This window comes from Cardiobacterium valvarum (assembly GCF_900460955.1).
GTDB classification, from domain to species: domain Bacteria; phylum Pseudomonadota; class Gammaproteobacteria; order Cardiobacteriales; family Cardiobacteriaceae; genus Cardiobacterium; species Cardiobacterium valvarum.
The window spans coordinates 1,800,806-1,818,822 of sequence record NZ_UFUW01000001.1; the positions used below are offsets into that span (position 1 = coordinate 1,800,806).

At 58.6% G+C, this 18,017-nt stretch carries 11 protein-coding genes; 9 read left to right on the forward strand and 2 right to left on the reverse strand.

The features are described 5' to 3' along the window. Positions 1 to 317: 317 nt before the first annotated feature. Entirely contained in the window at positions 318 to 2,906 is a 2,589-nt protein-coding gene (gene acnB, locus DY250_RS08770) for a bifunctional aconitate hydratase 2/2-methylisocitrate dehydratase (protein WP_115611968.1), read from the reverse strand. 139 nt (positions 2,907 to 3,045) lie between these two features. Next, on the reverse strand, positions 3,046 to 3,699 hold the full coding sequence (locus tag DY250_RS08775) for an NAD(P)-dependent oxidoreductase (RefSeq protein ID WP_115611969.1): 654 nt from the start codon (positions 3,697 to 3,699) through the stop codon (positions 3,046 to 3,048). A gap of 106 nt (positions 3,700 to 3,805) precedes the next feature. Here DY250_RS08775 and DY250_RS08780 point away from each other — a divergent pair, with 106 nt between their 5' ends. The 9 genes from DY250_RS08780 to DY250_RS08825 all read left to right on the forward strand — a co-directional run bounded on the left by DY250_RS08780 (position 3,806) and on the right by DY250_RS08825 (position 17,840). Beyond that, positions 3,806 to 4,222, forward strand: coding sequence for a DUF2251 domain-containing protein (locus DY250_RS08780; RefSeq protein WP_115611970.1), 417 nt, complete (start codon positions 3,806 to 3,808; stop codon positions 4,220 to 4,222). Continuing rightward, on the forward strand, positions 4,222 to 5,154 hold the full coding sequence (locus DY250_RS08785; protein WP_115611971.1) for a LysR family transcriptional regulator: 933 nt from the start codon (positions 4,222 to 4,224) through the stop codon (positions 5,152 to 5,154). The genes DY250_RS08780 and DY250_RS08785 overlap by 1 nt, the downstream gene beginning before the upstream one ends. Positions 5,155 to 5,243: 89 nt before the next feature. Continuing rightward, positions 5,244 to 6,215: a C40 family peptidase gene (locus tag DY250_RS14310; RefSeq protein WP_218565570.1), complete on the forward strand. Its 972-nt coding sequence runs from the start codon at positions 5,244 to 5,246 to the stop codon at positions 6,213 to 6,215. Between the two features lie 461 nt (positions 6,216 to 6,676). Beyond that, complete coding sequence (gene aceE / locus DY250_RS08800; protein WP_115611972.1) at positions 6,677 to 9,325, forward strand: pyruvate dehydrogenase (acetyl-transferring), homodimeric type; 2,649 nt, start codon at positions 6,677 to 6,679, stop codon at positions 9,323 to 9,325. Between the two features lie 26 nt (positions 9,326 to 9,351). Beyond that, positions 9,352 to 10,653, forward strand: coding sequence for a dihydrolipoyllysine-residue acetyltransferase (gene aceF, locus DY250_RS08805; RefSeq protein ID WP_115611973.1), 1,302 nt, complete (start codon positions 9,352 to 9,354; stop codon positions 10,651 to 10,653). A gap of 9 nt (positions 10,654 to 10,662) precedes the next feature. Next, positions 10,663 to 12,315, forward strand: coding sequence for a TolC family protein (locus tag DY250_RS08810; protein WP_115611974.1), 1,653 nt, complete (start codon positions 10,663 to 10,665; stop codon positions 12,313 to 12,315). 30 nt (positions 12,316 to 12,345) lie between these two features. Beyond that, complete coding sequence (locus DY250_RS08815; protein ID WP_115611975.1) at positions 12,346 to 14,523, forward strand: type I secretion system permease/ATPase; 2,178 nt, start codon at positions 12,346 to 12,348, stop codon at positions 14,521 to 14,523. A 7-nt stretch (positions 14,524 to 14,530) separates the two neighbouring features. Further along, positions 14,531 to 15,760, forward strand: coding sequence for an HlyD family type I secretion periplasmic adaptor subunit (locus tag DY250_RS08820; RefSeq protein WP_115611976.1), 1,230 nt, complete (start codon positions 14,531 to 14,533; stop codon positions 15,758 to 15,760). 82 nt (positions 15,761 to 15,842) lie between these two features. After that, a complete protein-coding gene (locus DY250_RS08825; RefSeq protein WP_115612812.1) occupies positions 15,843 to 17,840 on the forward strand; it encodes a hypothetical protein in 1,998 nt (665 codons plus the stop codon). Positions 17,841 to 18,017: the final 177 nt, after the last annotated feature.

The following is an 18,017-nucleotide window of genomic DNA, read 5'->3' on the forward strand; positions in this document are numbered from 1 at the left end:
GTGTTGGAAAGGAGCGTATTTTACATGAGAATATATTTTATTTGCGCGGGAATATCTTTTGAGAACATTATGTTGAATTTCAGTCTTACCAATACGCGATGATTTTTTCTGCTGTCTGTCGCCGTTTGTCGGCAATGGCAGCGTAACTGCCTGATTGTCATGGACAAACGCTTCGAGACTGCGTGCGCAAAACAGCGGTACCTATCTGGTAGACGGAAGCCCACCCTGTGTAAGAAGCCAGCATTTATCCCGCCCTAGCAACCATTCTGCCCACAAAAAAATCCCGCCGTAGCGGGATTTTTTATGGGCCATAGCAGCTATACGTCCACCGTCGCCGCTACCGCGTTGTAGTCCTCGATTTCGTTGAAATTGAGATAGCGGTACACCTCGCCGTCCGTCGGGTCGATGGCGCTGATGGCAGCGCGGTATTCTGCCACCGTCGGCAGGCGACCCAGGCGGGCGCTGATGGCCGCCAGCTCCGCCGAAGCGAGGTACACGTTCGCGTCTTTACCGAGGCGGTTCGGGAAGTTGCGGGTCGAGGTGGAGACCACGGTTGTGCCCGCGCGCACTTGTGCCTGGTTGCCCATGCACAGTGAGCAGCCCGGCGGTTCTATGCGCGCACCGGCGCGGCCAAAGGTGTTGTAGTGTCCTTCTTCGCTGAGTTCGCGCGCGTCCATTTTTGTCGGCGGTGCCAGCCACAGCCGCACCGGCAGGTCGCTCTGTCCGGCGAGCAGGGTGGCGGCGGCGCGGAAGTGGCCGATGTTGGTCATGCACGAGCCGATGAAGACTTCGTTGATCGGCGTCCCGGCCCGCTCGGAGAGGAGGCAGACATCATCCGGGTCGTTCGGGCAGGCGATGATGGGTTCTTGGATGTCGTCCATGTTGATGTCGATGACGGCAGCGTATTCGGCGTTGGCGTCCGCTGCCAGGAGTTGTGGGTCGGCCAGCCACGCTTCCATTGCCTTGATGCGGCGTTCGAGGGCGCGTTTGTCTTCGTAACCGTCGGCAATCATGTTTTTCATCAGCACGATGTTGGATTGCAGGTATTCGATGACCGGTGCTTTGTTCAGCTTGACGGTGCAACCGGCGGCGGAGCGCTCAGCAGAGGCGTCGGTCAGCTCGAAGGCTTGCTCCATTTTCAAATCAGGCAGGCCTTCGATTTCGAGGATACGGCCAGAGAAGATGTTTTTCTTGCCCGCTTTGGCGACGGTGAGCAGCCCCTGTTTGATGGCGTAGAGCGGAATGGCGTTGACGAGGTCGCGCAGGCTGATACCCGCTTGCAGGGTGCCGCTGAAGCGCACCAGCACGGATTCCGGCATGTCCAGCGGCATCACCCTGGTCGCGGCGGCAAAGGCGACAAGGCCGGAGCCGGCGGGGAAGGAAACGCCGATGGGGAAGCGGGTGTGCGAGTCGCCGCCAGTGCCGACGGTATCGGGCAGAAGTAGGCGGTTCAGCCAGGAGTGGATGACGCCGTCGCCGGGGCGCAGCGCGACGCCGCCGCGTGTGGAAATAAAGGGCGGCAGTTCTTTGTGCAGTTTGACATCGACCGGTTTCGGATAGGCGCTGGTGTGGCAGAAGGACTGCATCACCATATCGGCGGAGAAACCGAGGCAGGCGAGGTCTTTCAGCTCGTCGCGGGTCATGGTGCCGGTGGTGTCCTGCGAGCCGACGGTAGTCATGCGCGGCTCGCAATATGTGCCGGGGCGTATGCCTTGCCCTTCCGGCAGTCCGCAGGCGCGGCCAACGATTTTTTGCGCAAGGGTAAAGCCCGCGTTACTGGCGGCAGGTGCTTGCGGCAGGCGGAACACGGTGGACGGCGGCAGCCCCAGCGCGGCACGCGCCTTCGCGGTCAGGCCACGGCCAATAATCAGGTTGATGCGCCCGCCTGCCTGTACTTCGTCCAGCAATACCGGCGAGCGCAGGGCAAATTCGGCGACCGTTTCGCCATCTTTCACAATCTTGCCCGCATAGGGCTGGATTTCGATGACATCGCCGATGGCGAGTGCCGATACATCCACCTCTATCGGCAGCGCGCCGGAATCTTCCTGGGTATTGAAGAAAATCGGCGCAATCTTGCCGCCGAGGGTGATGCCGCCGCTGCGCTTGTTCGGCACGAAGGGTACATCCGCGCCGAAATGCCAAATCAGCGAATTGGTAGCGGACTTGCGCGATGAGCCCGTGCCGACCACATCGCCGACGAAGGCGACGGGATGCCCCTGCGCTTTGAGGCGCTCAAACAGGCTGATGGGGCCGACTTCGCCGGGTTTATCCGGCACGACATCCGCGCGCGCATTCTTGAACATCGCCAGCGCGTGCAGCGGAATATCGGAGCGGCACCAGGCATCGGGAGCGGGCGAGAGGTCGTCCGTCGTAATCTCGCCCGCCACCTTGAACACCGTCGCAGTGATGCTTTCCGGCACCTTCGCCCGCGTGGTGAACCATTCCGCGTCCGCCCAGGATTGCAGCACCGCACGCGCAAAGGCATTGCCCTGCCCGGCTTTTTCCTGCACATCGTGGAAAGCGTCAAACACCAGCAGCGTGTGCTTCAGCCCCTGCGCGGCAATCGGTGCCAGCGTAGCGTCATCAAGCAAATCGATCAGCGGTTTGACGTTATAACCGCCCTGCATCGTACCCAACAACTCGGCAGCGCGCTCACGCGTGAGCAGCGGACTGTGCACACTGCCCTCGGCGACGGCAGCCAAGAAAGACGCCTTCACCCTGGAGGCATCATCAACGCCGGGCGGCACACGATTGGTGAGCAAATCGAGCAAAAACGCAGGGTCTTCATCCGCCGACGGGCTGATGAGCAATTCGACCAGCGCAGCGGTCTCCTGGGCGGTAAGCGGTAACGGGGGAATGCCGAGGGCGGCACGTGTAGCGGCGGCCTGACAATAAGCGGCGAGCATTGGGGGTTCCTTTGTTGATTATGGTGGTGACTGCGCGGACAGTGGAAAAATCATAAACAAATAGGTCTATTTTTGCTATGAAGTTCCCCCTAGAAAAAAATCCCGCCGAAGCGGGATTTTTCAGGCAACCGCAAAGGCATCACACCGCAGCCACCGTGAAATGCTGATGCAGATGCGCCTTGCGCTCAACGTCATCGGCAATGGCCACCGCCAAGTCGGCCAGGCCGATACCCGCCGGGCCGTCATTGGCCAGCAGCAGCGTATCCGTGCCCAGACGATAACGGCCCGTGCGGGCGGGACGGGCGGCGCGGCCTTCGCCAAAACGCAGCGGTGGGGCGAGAAAAGCCCAATTCACCTCACGCTTCCTGCACAAATCGCGCCACAGATTCCGCTCCGCATCAGCGACGGCAAACAGCTGTGGCGGGAAATCGGGCGTATCGACCAGCGCCACACCATCCACCAGCAAACTGCCCGCACCGCCGATAACTAACAAATAAGGCACTTGTGCCGTCTGCGCGGCAGCCACAATTGCCGCATAAGCCGCCGTGAAATCGCGGGCAAAATGCGGATTATCCCAGCCGGGGCTGAACGCGCTGACTACGGCATCGAAGCCCGCCAGTTGTGCGGCAAAATCCGCGTCGTGCACATCGGCCCTGACTGCCTGCACATTCGGCGCGGCGAAGACCTTATCCGTGTGCCGCGCGAAAGCGATGACTGCATGACCACGCGCGGCGAGTTCGCGCACGACGGCATTGCCGATATAACCGGTGCCACCAATAACGGCGTATTTCATAAACACCTCGCTAAGTAACCAAGTGAAGGAGCACTTATTGTAGGCAGGGCTTGTTAGCATTGATAATGCCGCTTGCGCTTCACCCATTATCAAGCAGGACTAAACAATGCACGAAAGAACCCTCTACCTCGGCTGCGACAGCATCGAACACTGTCCCGGCAATAAATGCGTCCTCGAATCCTGGTTCGAAGAGACGCCCTACGGCATCGTCTTTGAAGACGACGGCGATACCGGCTACTTCTACGCCGCCCATACGGAACAAGGCATCCTTGACGCCTTGCACATCTACAACGTCGAAGACGTAACCGACCGCGACACTCCTTCAACTATCAGTCTCCTTTGGGACGAAACCTTCGACCTCGCCGCACTGGAAATCAACGGCTACATTCATGCCGTCTTCGACTTCATCGCTCACGCGGGCTACTGCCGCAACGCCTTCCCCGCAGCCTACGGCGACTGGCTGCGCGAGCCAAGCCGCCTCCTCGACGATGCCCTGCTCACCCGTCTGCTGACCCTGCACTGATGGACGATCTGCGCCCCCTGCTTGCCTTCGCCGCCGTCCTCGAACATGGCAGCATGAACGCCGCCGCACAAGTGCTGGGCATGAGCCCATCCGCCGTCAGCCAGCACATCAGCCGCCTCGAAAAACTGCACGGCGTCAAACTGCTGCACCGCAGCACACGACACCTCGCCCCAACCGACGCGGGCAGCGCGCTGGGCGAACACTGTCTCCGCCTGCTCGCCAGCGTGCAGGACGCCCGTCTGACGCTGACCAACCTGAAAACCGACATCGCCGGCGAGGTGCGCCTTGCCGCGCCGACCGGCATGGCCGACGCTGCCGCCTTCCAGCAGGCCCTGCGACGCATCCGCCGCGAACATCCGGCGATACGCCTTGCCCTCTACTTCGACGAGGCGCTGGCCGACCTGCGCGACGGCAGTATCGACATTGCCCTGCGCGGCGGCGCACATGCGCTGGATGCGCCCGACCTCGTCGCCCGTCACCTCGCCGACTGGCGCTGGCATATCTACGCCGCGCCTGCCTACCTGCGCGACGCGCCTGCAATCACCCACCCCGCCGACCTTGCCGCACACACATGGATTTATCACGAACTGCCGCGCGGCGAACTGTGCCGCGACGGTGAACACCATCTGCTCAACATCGAAAGCGGCCTCTACTGTAACCGCCTCGCCGCTGTGTGCCGTCTGTGTGTGGCAGGCTTGGGGTTGGCGCTGCTGGCCGATGGTGAAGCGGCAGACGCCGTGGCTGATGGCAGTTTGCGCGTTGTCCTGCCTGACTGGACGCTGCCGCCGTTCGCCATCTATGCCGTTACCCCGCACCGTGTGCAAGCGGGCCGCGTCGCGGCAGTGCTGCATATCCTGCGCGAGAGCTTTGCCTCCGATACTGTTCATCATCCGCTGGTAGCCGATAAGGTGACGAAAAAGGCACAAACCTGACGCAAAACGTGTGATACACGATGACAACGCCGTCATTTTCCATTAGGATTGCCGCAACACACGTCCACCCTCACACTCATCCCAAGAATATGAAAAAAATCATCCTGATCGCCTGTCTGCTGGTCTGGCAAGGCGTGGTGGCGGCACCGGCAAAACCCGCCGCCCATACCGGTAAACCCGCCGCCAGCGCGAGCAAAAAAACGGCAGCTAAACCGGCCACAGCTGCAGAAAAGAGCAAAGAAAAAGTTAAAACTGCCGCTAAAACAGCGGAAAAGAGTAAAGAAAAAGCCAAACCTGCCGCTAAAGCCGCCGCAGAAAAGAAGGCAGTAGCCAAAACGGCAAAACCCGCTGCAAAGCCCAAAGCGGAACAGAAGAAGACCGTCGCCAAACACGATAAAGCGACCGACAAAGGCAAAAAAGCGCATAAATCCCTGGTCAAAGCGGACAAACCCGGCAAAGCCCAAACGGCATCGCTCAGTGGTAACGCCAAGACCCGCCACACCGTCCTGCTGAAAGGCAAGAAATACATCGGCACCCCCTATCTGTGGGGCGGCACGACTCCCAAAGGCTTCGACTGCTCCGGCCTTATCCATTACCTCTATCATCAGGAAGGGGTGAATATTCCGCGCAACAGCCGCGAACAGTTTTCCCGCCTGCAAGCCACCAGCGAACCGCAACCCGGCGATCTCGTTTTCTTCCGCAAAAAAGGCGTCATCAATCACGTCGGCCTCTATCTCGGCGGCGGGCGCATGCTGCACGCCCCGCAAACCGGCATGCGCGTGCGTGTCGAGAATATCAAGCGTGGCAAATGGCCGGGGCGCTACGCCGGGGCGCGCAAAGCAGTGAAAGACAAACCCTTCATTGCCCTCGCCGCGAACAGCAGAGGCAAAAAAGCGGCAGCAAGCGGCAAACTCATTGCGAAAAACGACAAGGCAGCGCGCAAAGCGGCGGAGAGCAAGGCCAAACTCGCCCGGCGTCAAGCGATTACAGCCAACAACAAACGCTTGGCCAAAGAAAGCAAAACTATCCACAGCAAAGGCCGCGTCATCAGCGCCCGCTGAATCTCGCTTTATTGAATCGCCCGCCATGCGGGCGATTTTTTATAGTCATTTCCTTCGGACATGACAAGGAACCGCCAAGCGGCATTGATACCGGGTCCGTCAAGCGGCATCGTTGCTGGGTTCGTTGAACAGCGTCATTACCGTGCTCGCCAAGCGGCGTCAATACTGGGCCCGCCGCCTTGTCTCAATCCTGTTTGAAGCGGCTGTATTCAGTCGCTCGCCATTGCGGACATTTTTTCATGCCTGCCGCTACCATAGGCAGCTCTCCATAAAATTGCGGCAGCTATATATCGTCATCACTTATTATTGCGTTGACTTACAAGATAATGTCCTGTTTATTATTGTCTTTTTTCAACAGCAATCCACACTGCCGTGCGACAGACATGCAGCCGTGCTACAATCCGGGCTGCTAGTGCGCCGGAGCACAACTATCTGCGTATTTTTTCGGAGAAAACACCAAGATGAAAAAAGACATCGACCCACAAGAGACCCGGGAATGGCTGGCATCGCTTGCCAGCGTGTTGCGCGAAGAGGGCGAAGAGCGCGCCCACTTCATAATTGAGACCTTGCTGGAGCAAGCTTCGCGCGATGGTCTGGGCTTCACCAGCGGCTTTACCACCCCTTATTACAATACGATTCCGGTCGAGCGCCAGCCCGCCTATCCGGGTGATCTCGCCCTGGAAAAACGCATTGAGGCATTCGTGCGCTGGAATGCGTTGGCGATGGTCATCCGCGCCGGCAAGCACACCAATGTCGGCGGTCATATCGCCAGTTTTTCGTCCTCAGCCGTGATGTATGAGGTCGGACAAAACCACTTTTGGCACGGCCAGGATGGCGATCAGGGCGGCGATTTGGTTTTCTTCCAGGGCCACTGCGCACCGGGAATGTACGCCCGCGCCTTCCTTGAAGGCCGTTTGACGGAAGAGCAACTCGACAATTATCGGCAGGAAACCGACGGTAACGGTCTTTCTTCGTATCCGCACCCGTGGTTGATGCCGCATTTCTGGCAGTTCCCGACGGTTTCCATGGGCTTGGGCCCAATGATGGCGCTGTATCAGGCGCGTTTCATGCGTTATCTGGAAAGCCGCAATCTGATTGAGGCGAAAGGCCGCAAGGTGTGGGCTTTCCTCGGCGACGGCGAGATGGACGAGCCGGAATCACGCGGACAAATCGGCCTCGCCGCACGCGAGAATCTCAACAATCTGGTCTTCGTCGTCAACTGTAACTTGCAACGCCTGGACGGCCCGGTACGCGGCAACGGTAAAATCGTACAAGAGCTGGAAGGTGAATTCCGTGGCGCCGGCTGGGATGTCATCAAGGTACTGTGGGACAGCAACTGGGACAAAATCCTCGCCCGCGATGTGGACGGCGTATTGCGCAAGCGCATGATGGAAGTCGTCGATGGCGATTATCAGACGTATAAATCTAAAAACGGCGCCTATGTCCGCGAGCATTTCTTCAATTCGCTCGAATTGAAGGCTCTGGTATCCGACATGACTGACGATGAAATCTGGGCGCTGCAACGCGGCGGTCATGATCCACTCAAAGTCTATGCGGCGTACAAGGCGGCACAGGAAAGCGGCAAACCGACGCTGATTCTGATGCACACGGTCAAAGGTTGGGCGATGGGCGGTTCGGCCGAATCGCAAAACGTTGCACACCAGTCCAAGAAGATGGATGTGCAGCAGCTGCTCGCCTTCCGTGACCGCTTCCATCTGCCACTGACCGATGAGCAGGTCGAAAAGGTTGAGTATTTGAAGTTCGCCGACGGCTCGCCGGAGCAGGAATATCTGCTCGCCCGCCGTCGCACGCTGGAAGGCTTCGTGCCGTCACGCAATGACCGTGCGCCGTCCCTACCCGTACCGGCGATGGACATGTTTTCTTCCATCACCGCTGCCACCAAGGAAGGACGCGAAATTTCCACTACGATGGCATTTGTCCGCGTGCTGGGCGCGCTGATGAAAGACAAGGCCCTGGGCAAGCACATCGTACCGATTGTGCCGGACGAATTCCGCACCTTCGGTATGGAAGGCATGTTCCGCCAATACGGCATCTGGAACCCGCTCGGTCAGCAATATACACCGTCCGATGCCGACCAGTTGATGTACTACAAGGAATCTGCCAACGGACAAATCCTGCAAGAAGGGATTAACGAAGGCGGCGCGATGTGTGACTGGATCGCGGCTGGTACCGCGTACAGCGTGCACGGCGTGCCGATGATTCCGTTCCTTGTCTATTACTCGATGTTCGGCTTCCAGCGTTTCGGCGACTTCGCCTGGGCAGCGGGTGACCAGCGTGCGCGCGGCTTCCTGCTTGGCGGTACCGCCGGCCGCACCACCCTGAACGGTGAAGGGCTGCAACACGAAGACGGCCACAGCCATATGCATGCGGCGCTGATTCCGAACTGTATCCCTTATGACCCGACTTTCGCCTATGAAGTCGCGGTTATCGTGCGTGACGGCATCCGCCGCATGTACGCCGAGCATGAGGACGTCTACTACTACCTGACCCTGCTCAACGAAAACTACCCGCATCCGGAAATGCCGCAAGGCAGCACGGAGGGCATCCTCAAAGGCCTGCATCCCGTCGCCGCCCACAAAGGCAGCAAGGGACACGTACAGCTGATGGGCTCCGGTTCCATCCTGATAGAAGTGCTGGAAGGCGCCAAATTGCTGGCGGATGAATGGGGCATTGGTTCCGATGTATGGAGCGCCACCTCCTTCACCCTGCTCGCGCGCGAGGCCGCCGATGTTGAGCGCTACAACCGCCTGCATCCGGAGAGCAAACCACGCACTGCCTATCTGAACGAAGTGATGCACGGCAAAGAAGGCCCGATTATCGTCTCGACCGACTACATCCGCGCCTATCCGGATCAAATCCGCGCATACTTGCCGAAAGACCGCGACATGCTGGTACTTGGCACCGATGGCTACGGCCGTTCCGATACCCGCGAAGCCCTGCGCCGCCACTTTGAAGTGAACCGCTACCACGTCGTCGTGGCTGCATTGAAATCGTTGGCCGATCAAGGCAAGGCGACTACCGCCGACGTGAAGAAAGCGATCGACAAATACGGTATCAACACCGAAGACAAATACCCCTTGTACCGTTAATTCCAGAATAGAAACAGGATATTGAAATGAGCAATGAAATTCGCATCCCCGACATTGGCGATTTTGACGCCGTTGATGTCATCGAAGTATTGATCAAAGCCGGCGACACTGTCGAAGTCGGCCAATCCGTACTGGTGCTGGAATCCGACAAAGCCTCCATGGAAGTACCAACGGAAATCGCCGGTAAAGTGGACCGCATTGCCATCAGAGTCGGCGATAAAGTCAAACAGGGCGATCTGGTCGCCACCGTTAGCGGCGGTGCCGCTGCTGCGCCAGCCGCTGCACCTGCGGTAGAAGCACCACAAGCAGCACCTGCTGCCCCGGTAGAAGCGCCCAAACCGGCGCCCGCTCCTGCATCTGCTCCAGCTGTTGCTGCTCCGGCTGCTGCCAATGCCAAAATTGACGAAGCCGCCTTCGCCACCGCTCACGCCAGCCCTTCCATGCGTAAATTCGCCCGCGAAATGAACGTGGATCTCGGCAAAGTCCAAGGTACCGGACCGCGTGGTCGCATCCTCGAAAGCGACATCAAGGCTTACGTCAAAGGCCTTTTGGTTGATGGTGCCCCCGTTTCCGCTGCTGCCAGCGGAGGTAACGGCATCCCGCCGGTACCTGCCGTGGATTTCTCGCAATTTGGTGAAATCGAAGAACAGGCTCTGTCGCGCATCAACGTGCTGACCGGTGCCGCGATGATCCGCTGCTGGCTGAACATCCCGCATGTCACCCAGCATGATTATGCCGACATCACCGAACTGGAAGCCTTCCGCGTCTCACTCAAAGCCGAAGCGGAAAAACGCGGCGTGCGTGTCACCATGCTGGCCTTCCTGATGAAAGCCCTGGTTAGCGCGCTGAAAGAACTGCCGCGTTTCAACTCCTCGTTGTCACCGGATGGCAAGACGCTGATCCTGAAGAAGTATTACAACATCGGTATCGCTGTTGACACGCCGAATGGCTTGGTCGTGCCGGTCATCCGCGATGTGGATAAAAAAGGCATCTTCGAACTGTCCAGCGATCTCGCAGCCATCAGCAAAAAGGCGCGCGACGGCAAGCTGACCCCGAAAGACATGTCCGGCGCATCCATGACCATCTCCAGTTTGGGCGGTATTGGTGGAACGTTCTTTACCCCGATCGTCAATTCACCCGAAGTTGCGATCCTCGGCGTCTCCCGCTCGGCTATGCAGCCGGTGTGGAACGGCAAAGATTTCACCCCGCGCTTGATGCTACCCATGTCCCTGTCATATGATCATCGTGTAATAGATGGAGCGTTGGGGGCGAGAATGACGACATTACTCGCACAAATCCTCAGCGATATGAAGCGAACCTTGCTATAACAGGATGACATGAAACGGCTTATCCGGATTGCTACCGTCACTGCTTTTGTGGCGGTAGCTTGTTCATTTTGGGCGAGCGGCAGAAACCTGCCGCAAATCCTGCGTGCAGCGGTGACCAAAGATCCACAAATCGTCGAAGCGCAGGCCAACCAGCGCGTGGCGCAAAGCACCCTGGAACAAACGGAAGCCGAACTGTGGCCCAAAGTGCGGGCTGGTGTGAACCAGCCCGTCCTCAAAAGCGGCGGCAAATACAAATTCACCCCCGGCGTTGAAGCCGAATGGCGTCTTTACGATTTCGGTGCTACCCGAGCGGGTATTGAGCGTGACCGCGTAAAAACCCAATACTACAAACACAAAACCAGCGAGACAGCAGAAGAACTCGCCTTTCAAATCGCATCTGATTACCTCGAAGCCTTGCAGGCGCGCGAATCGCTGCGTGTCGCCAAAGAAAACCTGGCGCGGCACGAACATATCGTCAAGCAGCTGCGCATTATCCTTGAATACGACTCCGGCCGCCGTTCCGAATTTACCCAAGCCGAAGCACGACAAATACAAGTACAAGAAACTATCATCAGTTATGAACGCTCCTTAGGGTTGGCCCTGCGCCGCCTGGCGCGCTACGTTGACCCGCCCGTGACCGAAAGCGAGCTGGCTGACCCATTTGCCGAAATGCCGATTACCGACATCCTCAACAAATACAAAGTCAGCGAAGAAGATGCGTTGGCGCACCCCAGCTACCGCGCGCAGGCACGTGAACTGGAAAGCATCCAGGCAGCGTTGAAAGCGGCGGAACGCTCGCGCTATCCGGCCGTTGGCCTGAAAGGCGAAGCCAATACCAATAATTCCTCCGTGTACCTCACCATGTCAGTGGACGTCTTCAACAAGGCGACGACGCCGACCATCGAACTACAACGCCATCAGGCACAAGCGGCGCAGGCCAAATTGGATCAAATCCATGACAGCCTGGTGCAACGCGCCGAAGTCGCCGCGCTGCAAATGCGCGAAGACCAATCACGTATCGAAATCAGTGAATCACAGGCGCGCGCATTGGAACAAGTCGTAGTGGACTACGAAGACCAATTCAAGATAGCTACCCGCACCCTGCTGGATGTAGTGAACGCATACAGCGAACTGGCTAGCGTCAAACAATTGCGTGTGCAGGCACAATACGATCTGATGAAAGCCAAGCTCGACTACCTGTCTGCCACCGGCAATTTGGCGCAATGGGCAAAAATTCCGGACGTCAGCAAAGCGGGAGAAGCAGAGGTAGATCAAGAAAACGATAAAGACAAGAAAAAAGGCGGCAAAGATAAAGCCGAACAGTCGCTAAAACTGACCTCACTGGATGGTGAGGCTGATGATGCCGCTACTCCCCTTGATCTTGAATCCTATAACGACGACGCAGACGAAGGTGAACCCTATACCGGCCCGGAACAAGTCTTTGTCCACGTCAGCGACTCCGGCGAACTCATCATGGAAACCGGTAACCTCGACATCCGGACAAAAGCCAAACCGCAGCCAGCGGCGAGAACGCCCGGCAAAGTCGTTGCTAACAATAAACCCGCACCGAAGAAAAAAGCGAAAAGCACCACACTGGCAGCGGATGGCAAAAAAGCCGACAAAAAAAGCAAGACCACCACCAACCCACGGCGCCGCCGCTAACCACAAACAACCAAAAGGAAAAGGCATTCCATGCAAGCCCTGCTCGAACATATCAGCCTGCTCACCCGCCTCATGGGAACCCCACTGGCCAGCGTGACATTGGCGACCCTGACCCCACGCGACCAAGTCGGCGATTTTGATTTCCATGAACTGTCCGAAGTGTTGAAATACCAAGGCTTTGACAACTATCTACAAGAGCGTCCGCTGCGCAAAATCCCCAATCTGGCTCTGCCCGCCGTCATCATGCTGCATGACCACGAAGCCGCCGTGCTGAAAAAAATCGAGAGAGACGAAGCGCTAGTGGAATTTGCCGGTATGGGTGAGCGGCGCATCGCCCTTGCCGACCTGCAAAGCCAATACCTCGGCTACACCTGGTTCATCAAGCCCAAAGCTGAAAAAGACGTTCGCTCCGAACTGCCCGAATACGAACTGCCAAAAGGCTGGTTCTGGCGCGTCATCTGGCGTTTCCGCCGCTACTACTACCAGGTCGTTGTTGCCACCTTTATCATTAACTTCTTGGCGCTGGTCAGCTCGCTGTACGTCATGAACGTGTACGACCGCGTCATCCCGAATAAATCCATGGAAACCCTGTGGGTACTGAGTATCGGCGTGACACTCGCCATCACCTTCGAATTCATCGCCAAACTCATCCGCGGTCACCTGACCGATATCGCCGGCAAAAAAGCCGACCTTATTATCTCTTCAGCCCTCTTCCGCCGTGTCATGCAGTTACGCATGGCGGAAAAACCCGTCTCATCCGGTTCCTACGCCAACAATCTGCGTGATTTCGAATCCGTGCGCGATTTCATGACCAGTGCCAGCCTGCTCGCCTTTGTTGATATGCCGTTCTTCCTGCTCTTCATTTCAGTGATGCATTTAGTAGCCGGGCGACTTGCCATCGTACCGTTGACCATCATTCCAGTTGTTATGCTTGCCGGCATACTGGCGCAATTCCCATTATCGCGTTCCATCAACGAATCCATGCGTGAATCCTCGCAGCGGCAGGGGCTTGCGGTTGAAGCCATAGAAGGCATCGAAACCCTGAAAGCCAACAATGCCTTCAGTTGGGCGCAGCGCCGCTGGGACGCCTACACCGCAAAAACCTCGGCATCAAGTATCAAAACCCGTGACATCAGTAACTTCGTCACCAGCTTCTCAGCCGCCGTACAGCAGCTCAACACCGTTATCCTCGTCGTGTACGGCACCTACCTCATCCACGCCGATAGCCCGCATGACCGTATTACCATGGGCGCGCTTATTGCCTGCGTCATCCTGTCCGGTCGAGCCCTCGGCCCGGTCGCACAAATTGCAGGCCTGGCCGTGCGCTTCCAGCAGGCGCGCCTTGCCTTGCAGGGCGTGAACAACATCACCAAGCGTCCGATTGAGCGCCACGTTGACCGTCAATACATCACTCTTGACCACCCGCAAGGCAAAATCACCTTCGAAAACGTCAGCTTCGCCTACGGCAAAGAAGGCAAGCGCGTGCTGGATAACCTCACCGTCCACATCCGCGCCGGTGAAAAAGTTGCCATCCTTGGCCGCATCGGCAGTGGCAAATCCACCCTGCTCAAACTCGCCTCCGGCCTGTACGAACCACAAAAAGGCCTGGTCGCACTGGACGACGTGGACGAGCGGCAAATCGATCCTTACTACCTGCGCAACACCATCGCCTTCCTTGCCCAGTCGCCACGCCTCTTCCTCGGTAGCCTGCGCGACAACCTTGACCTCGCCCGTGCCGACAGCTTTTACAGCGACGAAATCCTGCTGAATGCCCTAAAACGCTTCGGCCTCGAACGCCTCATCCAGTCGCATCCACATGGCCTAGACATGCAGCTCGGCGAAAACGGTGCCGGCCTTTCCGGCGGACAACAACAAATCGTCAATCTTGCCCGCCTCACCTTGCGTAACCCGCGCGTCGTCCTGCTTGACGAACCGACCAGCGGTCTCGATCAGAATACCGAACAACAAGTCCTGCATGCGCTTGCCGACTGGGTGCGCGACCGCACCATGATCGTTGTCACCCACCGCCCGCAAATTCTCATGCTGGTGGATCGCATCATCGTGATGGAACAAGGACAAATCGTGATGGACGGCCCGAAACAGGCTGTACTTGACCGCTTGAGCGGCAAACCTGCCAGCCCGCCACCACCAGCGCAGACCAGCGGACAAACCATCATTGCCGGTCACGGCAAACAAGAAAACATCTGAGGCGTACATGGCATTTAGAAAAAAACAAAAACTGTCGCAAAAAGACCTGAAACTCGTCAGCGACCTCAACGCCGCCCTGCAAGAAGAAAAACATCGCGGCCTGTGGTGGAGCGTCTTCTTCCTTGCCTCCTTCCTCACCGCTTTCGTCATATGGGCCTACAATAACGAACTCGAAGAAGTTACACGCGGCCAGGGCTCCATCATCCCCAGCAGCCGCCTGCAAGTCATCCAGAGCCTTGATCCCGGCATCCTCGCCGAACTGCATGTCAAAGAAGGCGATCAGGTCGAAGCGGGCGATGTCCTCGTCACTATTGACGATACCCGCAGCTCTGCCGTCTTGCGCGAAAGCGAAGCCAAGGTCGTCAACCTTGAAGCCATGCTGGCGCGCTACCGCAGCGAAGCTTACGATAAGCCGCTCAAATTCCCCGACATCGTCTCCAAAGAGCTGCGTGACCGCGAAACCAGCGCCTACAAAGCACGGCGTAAAGCGCTAGACGAAGCCGTCACCGGCCTGCAACAAAGCAAACGTATCCTTGACGAACAAATCCGCCGTACAGCCGCTATGGTCAAACGTGGCGTCTCCTCCGAAATCGAACTGCTGCGCATGCAGCGCGAATCTGCTGATCTCGCCCTGCAAATCAACGAGCGCCGCAACCAGTACAAAACCGAAGCCAACAACGAACTCGTCCGCACTGAAGCCGAACTCGCCCAGGCACGCGAAAACCTCGCCATGCATGCCGATCCGGTCGAACGCTCAAAAATCCGCTCGCCCGTGCGCGGCATCGTCAATAACGTCAAAATCACCACCGTCGGCGGCGTCATCAGCGCCGGGCAGGACATCATGGAAATCGTGCCGATGGACGACAACCTCTTGGTGCAAGCCTACATCCGCCCGCAGGACGTTGCCTTCGTCCGTCCCGGACTGCCCGCTGTCGTCAAAATCACCGCCTACGACTACGCCATCTACGGCGGCCTGGACGGCACCGTCACCCTCATCAGCCCGGATACCCTCAGCGACGAACGCCGCCGCAGCGAGCTCAACCTTGATGCCAACCAGTCCTACTACCGCGTGCTCGTTGAAACCAAAGACAGCCACCTTACCGACAAAAATGGTAAAGAACTGCGCGTCATCCCCGGCATGGTCGCGACCGTGGACATCAAGACCGGCAAAAAAACCGTCTTCCAGTACCTCATCAAACCGATTACCCGGATGAAACAGGCATTGCAAGAACGCTGATACGACAAGAGCCGCCCGCTTGGGCGGCTTTATCATCGCAACACCCGCGCAGCAAACACTCACCGGGCGGCATAAAAATCCCATGAAGCGGCGTCTTTCCCTCTCCTTCCTCATCCTTATCTGCACTGCCACCGCCGCCATTACCATCGAACTTGACATTGGCAGCGGCAAAATCGGCGGCGTACCGGTGAACAACCTGCGCCTGCGTGCCGAAAGCACAGACGGCAGCGACTGGCGCATCAGCGGCGACCTGCCCGCAACCCGCCTCGCCGGCAGCCCGCTGAAAAACACCCGCCTTGACGCCCGCCTGCGCCGTGCGCACGACACCCTCACCCTCGAAACCCTCCACTTGCGCGGCACACTTGGCCGCACCGCGCTACACCTGCATAGTGACCGTCTCATCCTCGCGAACATCCTGCGCGGTGCACTGCACCTCCCGCCGGATAGCCGCCTCATCCTGGAGGCGGGCAAACACCGCCTGCACACCACGCTTGCCTATGCGGATAACACTACCGCTATTGACGCCGAACTGCCGCTTGCCCTGCTCGAACCCCTGCTCAAAGCGCAGCAGCTCGGCGGTGAAATACGCCCCAGCCTCACGATCCGCCGTGACCACACGGGTTACCACACAAGCGGCAGCATCACCCTGCACGACGCCCGCTACAACAGTGCCGACAGCCTGCAAGCGGCAGAACACCTGCGCGGCAGCATCCAGCTCGACCTGCATGGCAGCGGCGATCACTGGCGGGGCGACATCGCCCTCACCCTGAGCGCAGGCGAAATCCTCCTCACCCCCTACTACTACCGGCACGAAGGCGCACCGCTTACCGTCCGTGCCCACATTGAGTACCACCCCGATCGTCTGCAAATCCGCAACCTCAACCTTGATGATGCTCGCGCCAGCGCCAGCGCCGACCTTGACTGGAACCGTCGCACAAACCGCCTCGCCGCCCTCACCCTATACCAACTCACGGGCGACGCCGACCACCTCTACCGCCGCTACCTCAAGCCCTACCTCGGCGACGGCCTCTTTGGCGACGCTGCGCTCAAAGGCGGCCTCTACCTGCGCGGGGCTTACCGCGACGGCCGCCTGACCGACCTCGCCGCCGTCTTCCACCACATCCACATCGAAGACCAACAAGACCGTTACCAACTGCGCGACCTTGATGGCCAGACCGGCAATAACGGCAGCCCCTCGCGCCTCACCCTCGCCGGCGGCCGCTGGCGCAAACTGCCCATTGGCGCCATCCATGCCGACTACCGCTGGGACGAACGCGGCATCACCCTCGCAAAACCGCTGCACATCCCCATCCTCGACGGCGGCATCACCGTGCACCGCCTCGAACCGCAGCGGGAAGCCTACAAAATCAGCGCCCGCATTGAGCCCATCAGCCTCAGCCAACTCGGCGCAGCGCTTGACACCATCCGCTTTCCCGGCACCCTCGGCGGTACCCTGCCGGACATCCGCCTCAACCGCGACGGCCTGCAACTACAACAGCCGGTCAACCTCCATACCTTCGGCGGCACCATCCATATCGACCACCTGCACATCAGCCGCTTCTTCAGCGACACCCCCTATGCCGGCTTTGCCCTGCGCCTGCGCGACCTTGACCTGCAACCGCTGACCCAGGCTTTCGGTATCGGTGAAATCGAAGGACGCATTGAAGGCGAAGCAACGGACGTCATCCTCACCAACTGGAAACCGCAGCACTTCCGCGCCGCGCTGCATACGGCGAATCACAACCCGGGGCACCGCCGCATCAGCCACGAAGCGGTGGCCTACTTGGCCCGCGCCGGTGGCGGCAACGTCATGCTCAACCAGTTTATCCGCGTTCTGAACCGCTTCCCCTACGACCGCCTCGGCTTCACCGCCCATCTTGAAAACGGCGTGCTGACCCTGGACGGCATCGCCCCTGCAAAAGACGGCAGCGACGGCTACTACCTTGTGAAAGGACGCGGCGTGCCACACCTCGACATCATCGGCCACACCCGCGAAATCGATTGGCAGGAACTGCTCAACCGCCTGAAAAGTGCGGGCGACAGCGAAGGCGCGCAAGTGGAAAGCAAGCTGGGGCGATAACCTTTAATTACCTGCCCACAAAACCCTGGTCTTATCCCGCTTGGCCGCTATTCAGGAGCCCAGTGTTTATTCCGCTTGGCGGCGGTTCGGGAATCCAGCATTTATCCCGCTTGGCAGCGATTCAGGAGCCCAGTGTTTATCCCGCTTGGCGGTGGTTTGAGAACCCAGCGTTTATCC

Coding starts and splice junctions, on each gene's coding strand:
- aceF (WP_115611973.1), top strand. CDS start 9,352: ATGAGCAATGAAATTCGCATCCCCGACATTGGCGATTTTGACGCCGTT.
- DY250_RS14310 (WP_218565570.1), top strand. CDS start 5,244: ATGAAAAAAATCATCCTGATCGCCTGTCTGCTGGTCTGGCAAGGCGTG.
- DY250_RS08785 (WP_115611971.1), top strand. CDS start 4,222: ATGGACGATCTGCGCCCCCTGCTTGCCTTCGCCGCCGTCCTCGAACAT.
- DY250_RS08810 (WP_115611974.1), top strand. CDS start 10,663: ATGAAACGGCTTATCCGGATTGCTACCGTCACTGCTTTTGTGGCGGTA.
- aceE (WP_115611972.1), top strand. CDS start 6,677: ATGAAAAAAGACATCGACCCACAAGAGACCCGGGAATGGCTGGCATCG.
- acnB (WP_115611968.1), bottom strand. CDS start 2,906: ATGCTCGCCGCTTATTGTCAGGCCGCCGCTACACGTGCCGCCCTCGGC.
- DY250_RS08820 (WP_115611976.1), top strand. CDS start 14,531: ATGGCATTTAGAAAAAAACAAAAACTGTCGCAAAAAGACCTGAAACTC.
- DY250_RS08780 (WP_115611970.1), top strand. CDS start 3,806: ATGCACGAAAGAACCCTCTACCTCGGCTGCGACAGCATCGAACACTGT.
- DY250_RS08825 (WP_115612812.1), top strand. CDS start 15,843: ATGAAGCGGCGTCTTTCCCTCTCCTTCCTCATCCTTATCTGCACTGCC.
- DY250_RS08775 (WP_115611969.1), bottom strand. CDS start 3,699: ATGAAATACGCCGTTATTGGTGGCACCGGTTATATCGGCAATGCCGTC.
- DY250_RS08815 (WP_115611975.1), top strand. CDS start 12,346: ATGCAAGCCCTGCTCGAACATATCAGCCTGCTCACCCGCCTCATGGGA.